The sequence below is a fragment of the Haloterrigena alkaliphila genome (assembly GCF_017352155.2).
Lineage (GTDB): Archaea > Halobacteriota > Halobacteria > Halobacteriales > Natrialbaceae > Haloterrigena > Haloterrigena alkaliphila.
In genome coordinates, this window is sequence record NZ_CP071462.1 from 162,448 (window position 1) to 175,518 (window position 13,071).

General features: G+C 68.8%; 13 protein-coding genes. 8 read left to right on the forward strand and 5 right to left on the reverse strand.

Features of this window, described 5'->3' with window-relative positions; genetic code table 11:
• Window positions 1-157 precede the first annotated feature (157 nt).
• Window positions 158-1,129: an SDR family oxidoreductase gene (locus J0X25_RS19585; RefSeq protein WP_207289129.1), complete on the forward strand. Its 972-nt coding sequence runs from the start codon at window positions 158-160 to the stop codon at window positions 1,127-1,129.
• A gap of 157 nt (window positions 1,130-1,286) precedes the next feature.
• Here the strand turns inward: J0X25_RS19585 and J0X25_RS19590 are convergent, their stop codons facing one another.
• Window positions 1,287-1,562, reverse strand: coding sequence for a DeoR/GlpR family DNA-binding transcription regulator (locus J0X25_RS19590; RefSeq protein WP_207289130.1), 276 nt, complete (start codon window positions 1,560-1,562; stop codon window positions 1,287-1,289).
• Between the two features lie 150 nt (window positions 1,563-1,712).
• On the opposite strand from J0X25_RS19590, the gene J0X25_RS19595 reads away from it, so the two are divergent.
• Both J0X25_RS19595 and J0X25_RS19600 read left to right on the forward strand, forming a co-directional pair.
• A complete protein-coding gene (locus tag J0X25_RS19595; protein ID WP_207289131.1) occupies window positions 1,713-2,909 on the forward strand; it encodes an MFS transporter in 1,197 nt (398 codons plus the stop codon).
• A gap of 93 nt (window positions 2,910-3,002) precedes the next feature.
• Entirely contained in the window at window positions 3,003-3,155 is a 153-nt protein-coding gene (locus J0X25_RS19600; RefSeq protein WP_207289132.1) for a hypothetical protein, read from the forward strand.
• A gap of 426 nt (window positions 3,156-3,581) precedes the next feature.
• On the opposite strand, the gene J0X25_RS19605 is transcribed toward J0X25_RS19600, so the two are convergent.
• From J0X25_RS19605 to J0X25_RS19615, 3 genes are all read right to left on the reverse strand, one after another.
• Complete coding sequence (locus J0X25_RS19605) at window positions 3,582-4,826, reverse strand: ArsA family ATPase (protein WP_207289133.1); 1,245 nt, start codon at window positions 4,824-4,826, stop codon at window positions 3,582-3,584.
• A gap of 128 nt (window positions 4,827-4,954) precedes the next feature.
• Entirely contained in the window at window positions 4,955-6,541 is a 1,587-nt protein-coding gene (locus tag J0X25_RS19610) for a glycosyltransferase family 2 protein (protein ID WP_207289134.1), read from the reverse strand.
• Window positions 6,542-6,654: 113 nt separating this feature from the next.
• Window positions 6,655-7,755, reverse strand: a complete 1,101-nt coding sequence (locus tag J0X25_RS19615; RefSeq protein ID WP_207289135.1) for a pyridoxal phosphate-dependent aminotransferase — start codon at window positions 7,753-7,755, stop codon at window positions 6,655-6,657.
• A gap of 133 nt (window positions 7,756-7,888) precedes the next feature.
• Between J0X25_RS19615 and J0X25_RS19620 the strand changes: the two genes are divergently transcribed.
• Both J0X25_RS19620 and J0X25_RS19625 read left to right on the forward strand, forming a co-directional pair.
• Window positions 7,889-8,407, forward strand: coding sequence for a CinA family protein (locus tag J0X25_RS19620; RefSeq protein ID WP_207289136.1), 519 nt, complete (start codon window positions 7,889-7,891; stop codon window positions 8,405-8,407).
• A gap of 117 nt (window positions 8,408-8,524) precedes the next feature.
• Window positions 8,525-9,010, forward strand: coding sequence for a metal-dependent hydrolase (locus J0X25_RS19625; RefSeq protein ID WP_207289137.1), 486 nt, complete (start codon window positions 8,525-8,527; stop codon window positions 9,008-9,010).
• Window positions 9,011-9,619: 609 nt separating this feature from the next.
• On the opposite strand, the gene J0X25_RS19630 is transcribed toward J0X25_RS19625, so the two are convergent.
• Complete coding sequence (locus tag J0X25_RS19630) at window positions 9,620-10,627, reverse strand: cell division protein CdpA domain-containing protein (protein ID WP_207289138.1); 1,008 nt, start codon at window positions 10,625-10,627, stop codon at window positions 9,620-9,622.
• Between the two features lie 178 nt (window positions 10,628-10,805).
• Between J0X25_RS19630 and J0X25_RS19635 the strand changes: the two genes are divergently transcribed.
• From J0X25_RS19635 to J0X25_RS19645, 3 genes are all read left to right on the forward strand, one after another.
• Entirely contained in the window at window positions 10,806-11,093 is a 288-nt protein-coding gene (locus J0X25_RS19635; RefSeq protein ID WP_207289139.1) for a DUF5789 family protein, read from the forward strand.
• 4 nt (window positions 11,094-11,097) lie between these two features.
• Window positions 11,098-11,796 carry a CPBP family glutamic-type intramembrane protease gene (locus J0X25_RS19640; RefSeq protein WP_207289140.1) on the forward strand — a complete coding sequence of 233 codons (699 nt, stop codon included), beginning with the start codon at window positions 11,098-11,100 and terminating at the stop codon, window positions 11,794-11,796.
• 142 nt (window positions 11,797-11,938) lie between these two features.
• The gene (locus J0X25_RS19645; RefSeq protein WP_207289141.1) at window positions 11,939-13,051 is read left to right on the forward strand and encodes an AI-2E family transporter; all 1,113 of its coding nucleotides are present in this window, start codon (window positions 11,939-11,941) and stop codon (window positions 13,049-13,051) included.
• The last annotated feature ends 20 nt before the right edge of the window (window positions 13,052-13,071 follow it).

A 13,071-nucleotide genomic window follows, 5' to 3' on the forward strand; every position in this document is an offset into this window, starting at 1 on the left:
AGATACGGACGTTCGGTGGCGTCGCAGTGCTGTCGTCCGGTGGCGTCACGTCGCCGTCATCCGATGCTCGCAGCGGCCGGCACCCGGGTCACCCGGACAGTCCGTTCAGCGCGACAAACCGTCGCTACTTAGGTATCGCCTCTCGAATCGGTCACGTATGGCCACCGCTGAGGACGTCGAGCGCACAGACGACGACGGGCCGGACGGCGCCGTCGTCGAGGATGACCGTAATGCGGCACCGGGAACCGCCGACGACCGCGTCGAGGAGACGACCGTGGGCGACGGGGACGACCGCTACACGCGCAAGAAGAGCGTCCTGATCACCGGTTGTTCCTCGGGCATCGGCCGGGCGACCGCTACCGCCTTCCTGCGAGACGACTGGCAGGTGTTCGCCACGGCCCGCAACGAAGACGACATCGCGGCCCTCGAGGAGGCCGGCTGTACGACGTTCGCGCTGGACGTCACCGACCCCGAACAGGTCGCGGAGGCGGTCGAACGGGTCGTCGACGTCGCCGGCGCCATCGACTGTCTCGTCAACAACGCCGGCTACGCCCAGATGGGGCCGATGGAGGACGTCGCGACGTCGGACCTCCACCGCCAGTTCGACGTCAACGTCTACGGCCCCCACCGGCTCGTTCGCGCCGCCTTGCCCCACATGCGCGCCCAGGGCGCCGGGCGGATCATCAACGTCTCGAGCGTCGTCGGTCGGATCGCGTTCCCCGGATCGGGCGCGTACGCCGGGTCGAAACACGCCCTCGAGGCGATGAGCGACTCGCTGCGCGCCGAGGTCGAGGAGTTCGGCATCGACGTCACCGTGATCGAACCCGGCCCGGTCGAGACGAACTTCTCCGACCGCGTCGACGAGGAACTGCCCGACGACGAGCGGACGCCCGCCTACGAGACGCTGTACGACCTCTACGACGAGATGCAACTGATCGGCGGCGGCAACGGCGGCCCCTTCGCATCCTCGGCCGAGGACGTCGCCGCGGCCATCCTCGAGGCCGCCACGACGCCCGAGCCGCCGGCCCGGTATCCGGTCGGACCGCTGGCTCAGTACGGCGTCTACGCGCGATTCTTGCCGGACACGCTTCGCGACGCGGGCTACCGGCTGCTCCGGAAGTTAGTCTGAGTCGGTCGACGCGCGCGGTCCAAAAACGGGAGGCGGGAATCGAAATCGACCGGCCGGGAATCGGCAGGATGCTATGGGAGCGGCGAACCGGTGCTACGGGACGGTCCGCGGTCGCGACGTGGGGCCGATCGACGATACCTGTCGTCGGAGAGGCGAGTCAGTCGGCGGGGTTCGTCGACGTGGTTCGGTCGGCGCTCGCGTCGTCGATCGCCGACGCCGCGGGCCGATCGGCGCCGGACTCGGCGAGCGCGTACGCGCCGCCGGTACAGCGACGGATACGCCCGGACCGGTACAGCGCACGACAGCGGCGCTCGATCGTTACCGGATGCGTCTCGAGCGCCGTCGCGAGGTCGGCGGTCGTCGCCGGACTCGACTCCTCGAGGACCTCGAGAATCGCGTCCTCCCGTCGTCGTGCTGTGGTGCGGTCTGGCATACCGTCTCGTCCGGATACTCACCGACGATGCGTATCAACGCTGTACCCCGTTCCCAGCGAGTTGGAACGTGGTTTCCATTGGAAATATAACGGAAGGGTCTCCGCCACCGGGACAGTCAAGCGCGTCCTCGAGGAAGGTCCCGTCGTCGAATGGACCGGTCGTACTGGCGGACGGTCGCGCTCGTGACGCTGTGGCAGGTGTCGGCGAGTATCTGTTACTACACGGTTTTCGCCGCGACGACGTTCTTCCGCGACGCGTTCGGGCTCGCGCGCGTTTCGGTCGGCTTCGTCGTGACCGCGCTCACGCTGGGCTACGCGGTCTGGCTCCTGCCGGCGGGCGCGCTGATCGACCGGTTCGGCGAGCGGCGGTCGCTCGTGCTCGGACTCGTCGGGCTGGCGACCGGCGCCACGCTGGTGGCCGGCGCGCCCAGCTACGCGCTGTTGCTCGCGGCCGCGTTCGTCCTCGGGTCGGCGTACGCGACGGCGATTCCGGGGACGAACAAGGCGATCTACGACGCCATCACCGAGGGCCGCCAGAACCTCGCGCTGGGGATCAAACAGGTCGGCGTCACGGCCGGCAGCGGGATCAGCGCCCTGCTCGTGACGGGGCTGGCGGGCGTCCTATTCTGGCAAGCCGGGTTCCTGATCGCCACCGGCGTCGCCGTCGTCGTCGCGCTGCTCTTCGCCGTTTGCTACGAGGAATCCGGCGACGGCGACGGGACGGGCTATCTCGACTTCCGCGCGCTGTCCCGGAACCGTCCCTACCGCGTCCTCGTCGCCGCCGGCTTCTTCCTCGGTGCGGCGCTGTTCACCACGACCGGCTACACCGTACTGTACGTCGAGGAGGCGGTCGGCGCCTCGGCCGCGTTCGGCGGGGTCGTCCTCGCGCTCGTCCAGCTGTTCGGGAGCGTCGGCCGCGTGGTCGGCGGCTGGCTCAGCGACAACCTCCCCGGCGATCCGGACGTTCGGATCGGTGCGATCCTGATCGTACAGTCGCTCGGGAGCGCCGCGCTGTTCCTCGTCGTCGCGGCGACCGCGACGGTCCGCGGCGCCGTCGTCGCCTTCTCGGCGCTGGGCTTTTTCGTCCTCGGGAACACCGGCGTCTACTACTCCTACATGGCGACGCTCGTCTCGAGCGACGAGATGGGCGGTGCGACCGCCGCCGGACAGCTCTCGCTGGTCGCCGGTTCGATCGTCTCCCCGCCCGCGTTCGGCTACCTCGCGGACGCCGCCGGCTACCGCGCCTCGTGGTGGCTGCTCGCCGCCGGCACCGTCCTCGCCGCCGGACTCCTGTCGTACGCCGTTCGACTCGAGCCGCCGGTCGACGAGCCGGCGATGAGCGAGTGACCGGTGGCGGGCGCGAGCGCGCGGCCGATCGCACCCCGTCCGTCGACCGGGGCCGGAGGACGACGTTAGGAACTGCGCGTGGTACGGTATCACATGTGCGCAGTCCTGCTACTTGTCGACGACGAGGAATCGAGGGCGCGCGCCCAGGCCGCGGCGGTCCGCGACCTGCCGGCGGCCGACGAGGAGATACACGTCGACCTGTTGCACGTCCACGAGGACGCTGCAGGGGATGAGGAACCCGAATGAACGCGGACGGAGTCGAACCGCTTTCTCCTATCGTGGCAACGGGGAATCGCCACGCCCTCCCCAGCCGATTCGCTCGTTGCACTCGCTCATCCCTCGCGCGGAAGTATCAGCTGGCCTCGCAGTGCTCGGCCAGCTGACAGCGCACGCCACCGCGTGGTACGTGTCCGCCGCGCGGTGGCGCGCGCTGGTCCGCGGTGAGCGACCAGCGAGCCGCGGGGCGAAATTGTGCGAGGGATGAGCGAACGACCGAAGGGAGTGAGTGAATCGGCTGGGGAGGACGAGGCAGTTCCCCGTTGCCACGATACGTCGAACACGCTGTGCAAACTGCGTCTCTCTCTCCGAATGAAGAGGCCATCACCGAACGACTGGCTTCGGAACGTCTACCGCGTGAACAGCACACCTGAGATCAACCGCCCGACACGCCGATCACCGCAGACAGGCCGCGACGACCTCGAGCATCCCCTCGCCGCGGACCTCCTCGGCGAACAGCGGGACGCGGCGGACGTCGGTGCCCCGAAAGAGGTCCTGCGCTTCGGCGAGGGCCTTCTGCTGGACGTCCCACCGCCGCTGGCAGAACTCGCAGTCGTCCAGATTCGGCTGGAGGAACTCACCGTGCACGTCGTCGGTGACGTCCGAGAGGGGCTCCATGACGCGGTTGACGACCACCGTGCCGACCGGAATCTGGAACTCCTCGAGCTGCTGGCGCAGGCGTTTGGACTCGAAGACGCTCATCTCCTCGGGGACCATCACGATCCGGAAGTCGGTCCGCGCGGGATCCTGCAGGGCCGCCCGGAGACGCTCGATCCGGTCGCGGAGTTCGTCCAGATCGCCGAGGTCGTCCGCGCTCTCTGGGGCGTTCTGCCCGGGGAACATCCCCTTCATTCCCTCGAGCATCCCGCTGAGCCGCTGGCGGAACTTCATCATCCGGCCCATCATCGTGTCCATCAGTTCGGGCAGCTTCAGCAGCCGGAGGGTGTGACCCGTCGGCGCGGTGTCGACGACCACGCGCTCGAACCGGGGGTCGTCGAGGTACTCGAGCAGGAGTTGCATCGCGGCGGCCTCGTCGGCGCCGGGCATCGCGCCGCCGAAGAGGGCCTCCATCGGCGATTCGTCGCCGCCGAGCAGTTCACCGAGGCCGCCGAGCCCACCCATCTCGCCCGCGCCACCCGCGGCGGAGTCGGCTCCGTCGGCGAAGGGGTTCCGGCCCGCAGCGTCGGCGTCCGCATCGTCGCCGGGCCCGCCAGCACCGCCGCCGAGGAAGCCGATCCCGCCGCCCTCCATCGCGGCCTCCGGATCGATCTCCGCCGCGTAGAGGGGGACGTCCTCACGAATGCGGGCCGGTTCGGCCGGGACGTCGGTCTCGAAGGTATCCGAGAGGGAGTGTGCCGGATCCGTCGAGACGACGAGCGTGCTGGTCCCGCCGCGGGCGCTGTCGAGCGCGGTCGCCGCCGCCATCGTCGTCTTCCCGACGCCGCCCTTTCCCCCGTAGAGGACGTAGCTGGGGCCGTCGATGGGGTCGTCCGACGGCTCCACGCCGACCGTCTCGCGCTCGTCGACGGACTCCGTCGGCGTCACCTCGATCGTGTGCGAGTCGTCGTCTGCGCCCTCGGCCCCGTCAGCGTCGGCTCCCTCGGCCTCTTCGTCGACCGGCTCCACGTCGATTCCACTCATAGCGGTCGGTTCATCCCCCCGCCACGAGTATTCGTCGGTATCGAGTGGTGTGAGTCTCGAGCAACAGCGTCGACTTCGAGTAACAGCGTCCCTCGAGTCGGCTCTACCGGCGAAACCCAGGAAAAACGCTAGCGCGACGCAGGATCGACGGCGGACTCGTCGCGGCCGCGGATAACATCAGCGAGACCGAGCCAGATCGGGACTGCCCACGCCATCGCGTACAGCGCCTGTGAACCTGGATTCGCGAGGACGGAGTAAGCGAGTTTGTGCAAACCGGATCGGAAGGGCACCGCGTCCCAGGCGGCCCGATAGGCCCGCACGACGGCGTAGATCCAGACGACCGCGTTGAAGCCGACGAGGAACCGCATCGGGGTCGAGAACGCGACCCCGTCGAGGCCGCTGGGGGACAGCAGCGCCACGAGCGCCGCGGCGGGGAGTCCGACGACGGTGAGAACGGCCAGCGACTGCAACAGGAGGGTCCCCGCCCACCGTCGTCGGTCGTCGACGCCGGCCACACAGCGCGCGAACAGGTCCCGATACAGCCGGCGGACCCATCCCCGCTTTTCCCGCACCCAGTCGCCGAATCTCGTCGGACAGGGCGCTCGAACGTACCGGTCGATAACGCCGAACGCGTAACCCCGGCGGGACGCCGCCACGCCGAGGGGCAGCGCCGACTCCGTCTCGCGTCGCCAGCGGTCGAGGTCCTCCAGCGCGCTCGCTTCGAGGAACGCGGCCGTCCCGGGCAGGTGGAACGGGCCCGCACTCGAGCCGGCCTCGAGATCCGAACGGATCGCCGCTCCCATCGACTCGAGCAGCGGGAGGATTCCGCCGTCGACGTCGTCCACCGTCCGTTTGGCCTGCACGATGTCGTACTCCTCGAGGCCGGCGACGGCGAGTTCGAGCGCGTCGACCGGCACCCGCGTTCCGGCCTCGAGGACGGTGACGACGTCGTCGGCCGCGACCGATCGGGAGGCGTAGGCGTCGGCCACCGCGGCGGCCGTCGACCGCGAGAGCTCCGGGCCCTCGAACGTCCACGCGAGGGCGGGTCGCTCGTACGGCGCCCCCTCTGAGTCCGCCTCCCCGAGGTCGGTCTCGGTCGGACCGAATTTGGTCGGGTCGACTTCGATCGGATCGACCTCGAGCCCCGGCGGTCGCCGCGGGTCGATCGTCCCCTCGAGATCGGTCGAACTCGAGTCGGGCGATTCGAAGACGGGGTAGACGGTGATCGCCGACGCCGGAAAGGTCCCGCGCGCGACGCTCGCGAGCGTTCGCTCGAGGGCGCCCCACCGATCGCTCGCGACCGGCACGAAGACGTGAATCCGCCGACGGTAGCGCTCGGGAAGCCGACAGCGGGGGCCGGGCCCGTCTTCGACGGCCGGCGTTCGGTGCGGGTTCGCTTCCGCGTCGGCCGCTGTCGTCTCCGTGTTGACCCCCGTCGTCGACGTGTCGACCGACGTTGCCGTTGTCGTCCCCGCGTGTGTCCCTGAGTGGCTCGTCCCGCGATGGCCGCCGTCGGCGCGGGCTCGAGCCCGGTCGGCCGCGTCGTCGGGCCGGCGCTCGTCCTGTTTCGCGGCCCGCTCGAGGACGCGCCCGAGCGTCCGCTCGTCGACCACGTTCGTCGGACGGCGGAGGAACAGCCCCAGGAGCCCGCAGTTGACGACGAAGTAACAGAGTTGCGTCGCGACGAACGCGGCGACGACGGCCTCGACCAGCATCGACTAGGGGACTGTCGTCCCTCCGTATCTGTATTGCGGCCGGTTCGGCCGGGAGTTCGACCGGGAGTTCGACGGGACCGGTCGGTCGATTCGGGCTCGAGCGACGCGGGCGCTCACTCGAAGTACGCCGCCAGTCGCCGGGCCGCCTCCTCGACGCGCGGGGTGACGAGCGCGAAGCGCAGCCACTCGGTTCGGGAGTCGCCGAACGCCTCGCCGGGCATCCCCGCGACGCCGGCCTCGTCGATCAGCCGTTCGACGTTCGCGAGGGTCCCGGGGTAGCCGTCGAAGCGAGCCATCACGTAGAACGAGCCCTGGGGCGTGGTGTACTCGGCGCCCGCGTCGTCGAGGGCGTCGGTGAAGGTCTCGACGCGCTCCCGGAGCAGGTCGCGGTTGGCCTCGTAGTAGTCGGGTCCCGTCTCACGGAGCGCCCGCAGGACCGCGTACTGGCCGGGGCGAGTGGTGGCGACGTTGACCAGCATGTGGCGACTCCTGGCGTTCGCGACGAGTTCCGGCGGGAAGATCGCGTAGCCGACCCGAACGCCCGTGATCGCCATCGACTTCGAGAAGGCGTTCGTGACGATCCGGTGGCTCGAGTCGACCGCGAGCGCGCTGGCGAACCGCCCCGAGAGGTCGTAGTGGTCGTACACCTCGTCGCTGACGAGGACGGCGTCGTACTCCTCGGCGATGGCCGCGAGTTCCCGTACCGTCGCTTCGGGGTAGACCGCCCCGGTCGGGTTGTTCGGCGTGTTGACCACGATCGCGGCCGTCTCGTCGCTGGCGGCGTCCCGGACGTCGTCCGGATCGAGTTGCCCCGTCGCGTCACTCGCGACGAACCGCTGGGTCCCGCCGAGCATCGTCGTCTTGCCGGGGTAGTACGGGTAGACGGGATCGGTCAGAACGATCTCGTCCCCCCGATCGCGCTCGAGGGCCCGCGCCATCGCGAGGTAGTTCGCCTCGCCCGCGCCGTTGGTGACGACCACCTGCTCGGCGTCGACGCCTCTCCGGGCGGCGATCTCCTCGCGGAGCTCGAGCAGCCCCTCGCTGGGCGGGTACTGGAAGCGATCCGGCTCGAGGTCGGCGTACGCTCGCAGCCCCTCCCGGAGCGCCTCGGGGGGCTCCCAGTCGGGGTTTCCGCTGACCATGTCGACGACGTCGCCCGCCGCCCGGTCGGCGTACTCCATGACGTGGAAGAACAGCGGCGTCTCGTACTCCATGTGGGATAGCGCGTCGGCCCGTACCGTCGTTCTTTCCGTTCGCGCTTCCGGCGCGGCCGGTTCGTGGTCCCGCTCGCCGAGCGAGGGACGACCGCGGCATTCACGTCGCCTCGGCGCCTGCATTCGAGTACCGATGAACGACGACATCGACCGCGACCTGCCGATGGACGTCGCCGACGCGCTGCGGGACCGCGAGGAGAATCTGGCCGTCGCCGAGTCCTGTACCGGCGGACTGATCGGGGCCGCGATCACGGCCGTGCCGGGCGCCACCGACTACTTCGATTCGGGGCTGACGACCTACGCGTACGACGCCAAACGGCGCCACCTCGGGGTCAGCCGCGAGGCGCTGGACGAACACGGCGCCGTCTCGGAACCCGTCGCCCGCGAGATGGCGCGTGGGGTCCGCGACGCCGCGGACGTCACGTGGGGGATCTCGACGACCGGCGTCGCCGGACCCACCGGCGGCACCGAAGAGAACCCCGTCGGCACCGTCTACATCGGCGTCGCCTACGCCGGCCCGTGGGGCAGCGAGTCGTCCTTCGCGTCCGTCTCGCGGTACGTCTTCGACGGCGACCGCGCGGACGTCCGGGCGAAGACCGTCGATCGGGCCCTCGAGGACCTGCTCGCGGCGATCGAGGAACGGGAGTCGTGAGCGTCGCATCGACGTTCGAATCGTCAGCGACCCGTCTCGTTCGCTCCAGAACCGCCCGAAGGAAAGACAGTCTCGGAGAGTAAACTATTCGGCACTCGCATTCCCAGTACCCGATAGATGAACAAGAAGGGTCACGTTCTCAACGCCGCGCTCTTGAGTCTCGGACTGGGGTACGTGCTCGAGCCGTCGGGCGATGTCGAGACGTTTCGGACGATTATCATGATCGGCGTGCCGGTGACGCTGGGGGCGCTCTTCCCGGACGTCGACACCGCGTTCGGGCGTCACCGGAAGACGCTGCACAACCTCCCGGTGCTGGTCGGCTTCGTCGCCTTCCCGTACGTGTTCGGCAACCTCGAGTACGTCTGGATCGGCGTGCTCACGCACTACGTGCTCGACGTCGCGGGGAGCAAGCGCGGCATCGCGCTGTTCTATCCGCTCTGGAAGAAGGAGTTCGGCCTCCCCGTCGGCGTCGCGGTCAGCAGCAGACACGCGGACGTGATGACGATGGTCATCACCGTCCTCGAACTGGCGCTCGTCGCGCTGATCGTCTTCGAAATCCCGCAGTGGGGCTTCGAGATGGGCCGCCAGATGGCCGGCCTGTAGGTTCGAATCGGTTCGATTCGGTATCGCTTTTGGACTCGAATTCTTTCCCCTCCCTGACCATCCGGCGTGCGGTGGCGTGCGCCGGGCCGCAGTGAGTCATCGACGAACTGCGGCACGAACCCGCGCGAGGGATGAGCGAGTGCAACGAGCGAATCGGCTGGGGAGGGCGTGGCGATTCCCCGTTGCCACGATCGCAGGACGGTGCTCATTGTCCCTCACTTCACTCGTGACCGCGGTTCTATCCGTACCGTCGAGTCGTGTTCCATCAACACCGATCGCGAACAACAGTGGAAACGTCCGAAAGTGTTCTGCTCATTCTGGCGGTCAGGGATTGCCACGCCCTCCCCAGCCGATTCGCTCGTTCACTCCGCTCACTCACTCATCCCTCGCGCAGTAACATCGATCGGTCCTCGAGTCCTCGGACCGATCGACAGCGCGCGCCACCGCACGCCGGCTGGATAGTTCAGCGTCCGACGTCCTCGTCGAAATCGAATAGACTGGCGATAGTGCTCGAGAACCAGACGAGAACTAAGTGACACACCGAACCGGCGTGCCAACCGAACGAAAACGGAGAACGGCTCGAAAAACGACGAACTGAACGACCCGGCGCTAGCGATTCGGCGCCCACTCCTCGCAGGCGTCCATGTCGTCCATCGCGGTCTCGTGGCGGGCGCAGTAGGGGACCATCCCCTCCGACGAGCGGACGTACTCGAAGTGCTCGCAGTTGCCGCAGTAGCGGTCCGTCGGCGCGGCGGACCGGGAGGGCTCCGACTCGACGATTTCGGCGTCGCGGCCGTCGCCGTCCAGCGGCGAGGAGAGGTCCGCGGTGGTCGTCCCGCCGTCGCTGGTCGCCGCGCCCGGGCCGCGAGGACCGGCGCCGGATCCCGTCCCGGTCGACAGTCGGCGACTCGCGTTCGACCCGCTCGAGGTCGAGGCGCCGGAGTTCGAAACGCCGGAGTTCGAGACGCTCGAGTCCGCGTCTGAGGCGGCGGTCGGGTCGTCCGCGTTCGTCTGCGTCTCGACGTCGCCGTCTGGCGTGCCGCCGAGGAAGCCGATGCCGCCGAGCCCGCTCGAGTCGGTCGACTCGGTGACTTCGACGACCGTCTTGTTCTGGCGGGTGACGTTCATCTGGAGGGCGCCGCCGGGGTCGTTGCGCGTCTTGAAGTTGACGACGGCGGTGAACAGGCTCCAGACGGCCAGGAAGAGCCCGAACAGGTAGACGGCGGAGACCCGCAGCGTGTGGTCGGCGCCGTAGCTCCGCCAGTCGTAGGGGTAGGCGCCCCAGAAGAGGACGACCCCGAGCAGACACAGGCTCACGCTGATCGCGGCGGCGGCCTGGACTCGTTTGCCCGCGGGCAACACGAGGAAGACCCCGACCAGCGCGGTGGGAACGCCGAGGCCGGCGAGCACGCCGGCGACGCGAACGGACGCGTAGGGTTCCTCGACGCCCGGCGAGAGCGCCGTCGCGGCGCCGCTGAAGAGGTCCGTCGTCGCCATAAGGACGGCCACGACGGCCAGGATCGCCCCCACCAGGACGAGCGCCGTCCCGGCGTACAGTTGCCGGGGGCTCGCCACCTCCCGTGCGGTCCCGTCGTAGACCTCCGTCAGACTTGTCATGTACGATCGGTTAGGGCTCCCCCCACAAAACGCTACGTCAGACACACCTCGCCGGACGGAGAGTTTCGACCGCTCCGAGAGGCGACTCGCGTCCGGCGGATCGTGACTGGCGACCGGCGGACCGCGACCGATTCCCGGAAACGAAAGGTTGAATCTATCGGCTCGCAAACGGCAGGCTATGAGCGACGAGGACGACGAGGACGAGCCGGCCGTCGCGCTCGGCGAGCGAACGCCCGTCGACGGCGCCCCGCTCGCCCGCGTCACGTCCCGACTGACCTGGCCGAAAGAGAAGAGCGAAGTCGATCGCCTCGAGGGCGACAGCGTCATTCGGACGCCCGACGGACCCCGGGAGCTGTCGGCCGTCCTCGAGGAGCTCGACGAGACCTACTTCCAGCGCCACCAGGAATTCGAGACGCACGTTCGGGACGTGATCGGCGCCGGTCCGGTCACGACCGCCGACGAGTAAATCTGTGGCGACGGAGGAGGTCCGAAGCGGCGCTCGCTGGCTTCGCGACCAGTTCAATCGCCTCACGTGGGTCCAGAAGTCGCTGCTGACCGGCGCGGTGGTGACCCTCCTATGGGTGCAGGTCGTTCCCGACGATATCGGGCGGCGAGCCGTGATCGACACCGTGTTGCTGATCGGCGTGCCGCTCGCGCTCGGGGTGACCCACGGCGAGCACCTCGGCTGGAACGTCAACCGCGTCGCCGTCCGCAACACGGTCTTGCTCTCGCTGTTCGTCCTGCCGTTCTACCTCGTAGGATCGACGCTGCCGACGATCCGGGGGTTCTACCCGATGTGGGAGACCTCGGCCGCGCTGGGGGAGTTCGTTCCCCACGCGCTCAGGCTGTTCCTGCTCGCGCTGGCCGCGGAGACCTACTACCGCGGCCTGCTCTGCGTGGGCGTCAGGGAAATCGGCCGGAAAGCGGTGTTCATCAGTCCGATCGTCTACATGCTTCATCACGCCAGCAAACCGCCGATCGAGTTCTTGCTATCGGGGCCGACCGACGTCCTCTTCGGCACGGTCGACTACGAGTCCGACTCGATCCTGCCCTCCGTGGTCGCCCACGGCGCGGGGCTAGTCCTGCTCGACTGGCTCGTCCTCCACGACCCGCTGTTCGACCCCACGCCGTTCCTTCGGTTTCTCGAGTGGCTGCCGGTTCCGCTGTAACCGCCAGCACCCGGTCCGAGGGTGCCGACAGATCGGTCCCGCCAGTTCGTCGACGGGCGCCCGGTCACGGCCGCCTATCAGCGGGTTCTAATTAGCGAATAGAAATGTCAAGGTTTACGTACGATCCCGCGGATCGTCCCCTATGGACTCCCGAACCGCGTTCTTCGCCCTCCTCCTCGTCGTTCTCGGGGTGATCACGACGCTGCTGATCGCCCCGCTGTTGCAGTACGTGATGGCGGCCGCCCTCCTCGCGTTCGTCCTCTACCCCGCGTACGAGCGCCTCGAGCCGCGGTTCGGCTCGCGACCGGCGGCCATCCTGTTGACCGGGATCGCCATCGTCGCCGCCGTCGTCCCGCTGCTCGTTCTTTCCCTCGTCGTGCTGGACACCGCCGTCTCGTTTCTCACCGACTTCGACGCCGAACGCGCGATAGAAACCGTCCGCGGGGTGGCGGAGGACGATCTCGGCCTCGAGAGCCAGCAGATCGACGCGATCGAGACGGCGATTCACACCGAGGTCGAAACCTCCCTCTCGAGCGCGGCCGAACTCGCCCTCGGCGAACTGATGCGGCTGGTCAACGCCAGCGTCGAGATGGCGATCGGGCTGGCCGTCTTCGTCTTCCTGCTGTACTACCTGCTCGTCGACGGGGACGAGTTCGTCGCCTGGCTCGGCGACGTGGCCCCGCTCGATCCGCACGTGCGCGACGAACTCTTTGAGGAGGTCCAGACCGTCACCTGGGCCGTGATCTACAGTCACGTCCTCGTCGCGATCGTCCAGGGCGGGCTCGGCGGACTCGGATTCGTCCTGCTGGGCGTCCCGAACGCGGCCTTCTGGACGGTGATCATGGTCCTGGTCTCGTTCCTGCCCGCGATCGGCGTCTGGCTCGTCTGGGCGCCCGCCGTGGGCTATCTCACGACGATCGGCGAGCCGGTCGCCGCCGCGCTCCTCCTGGCCTACGGGCTCACGGCCCTCGCGCTGGTCGACAACTACCTGCGCGCGATCTTCGTCGATCGGGGCTCCGGACTCCACCCCGCGGCCGTCATCATCGGCGTCATCGGCGGCATCTACCTGCTCGGGATCATGGGACTGTTCCTCGGTCCCGTCCTGCTCGCGATGTTCAAAGCCGGCGTGAACGTCTTCAACAGGGTCGTCATCGCGGGCGACGAATCGAGCGCGGCGGAACCCGACCCGGCAGCCGGGTCGCCGGCCGCGGCCGGCGCCGAGCAACCGCTTTCGGAGTCGGACGGCGCGGACTGATCGGGCTCGAGCGAGCGGGT

What these genes read in the sequence shown, in the direction of transcription:
- J0X25_RS19585 (WP_207289129.1), top strand. Translation starts at nt 158, where the DNA reads ATGGCCACCGCTGAGGACGTCGAGCGCACAGACGACGACGGGCCGGAC.
- J0X25_RS19590 (WP_207289130.1), bottom strand. Translation starts at nt 1,562, where the DNA reads ATGCCAGACCGCACCACAGCACGACGACGGGAGGACGCGATTCTCGAG.
- J0X25_RS19595 (WP_207289131.1), top strand. Translation starts at nt 1,713, where the DNA reads ATGGACCGGTCGTACTGGCGGACGGTCGCGCTCGTGACGCTGTGGCAG.
- J0X25_RS19600 (WP_207289132.1), top strand. Translation starts at nt 3,003, where the DNA reads ATGTGCGCAGTCCTGCTACTTGTCGACGACGAGGAATCGAGGGCGCGC.
- J0X25_RS19605 (WP_207289133.1), bottom strand. Translation starts at nt 4,826, where the DNA reads ATGAGTGGAATCGACGTGGAGCCGGTCGACGAAGAGGCCGAGGGAGCC.
- J0X25_RS19610 (WP_207289134.1), bottom strand. Translation starts at nt 6,541, where the DNA reads ATGCTGGTCGAGGCCGTCGTCGCCGCGTTCGTCGCGACGCAACTCTGT.
- J0X25_RS19615 (WP_207289135.1), bottom strand. Translation starts at nt 7,755, where the DNA reads ATGGAGTACGAGACGCCGCTGTTCTTCCACGTCATGGAGTACGCCGAC.
- J0X25_RS19620 (WP_207289136.1), top strand. Translation starts at nt 7,889, where the DNA reads ATGAACGACGACATCGACCGCGACCTGCCGATGGACGTCGCCGACGCG.
- J0X25_RS19625 (WP_207289137.1), top strand. Translation starts at nt 8,525, where the DNA reads ATGAACAAGAAGGGTCACGTTCTCAACGCCGCGCTCTTGAGTCTCGGA.
- J0X25_RS19630 (WP_207289138.1), bottom strand. Translation starts at nt 10,627, where the DNA reads ATGACAAGTCTGACGGAGGTCTACGACGGGACCGCACGGGAGGTGGCG.
- J0X25_RS19635 (WP_207289139.1), top strand. Translation starts at nt 10,806, where the DNA reads ATGAGCGACGAGGACGACGAGGACGAGCCGGCCGTCGCGCTCGGCGAG.
- J0X25_RS19645 (WP_207289141.1), top strand. Translation starts at nt 11,939, where the DNA reads ATGGACTCCCGAACCGCGTTCTTCGCCCTCCTCCTCGTCGTTCTCGGG.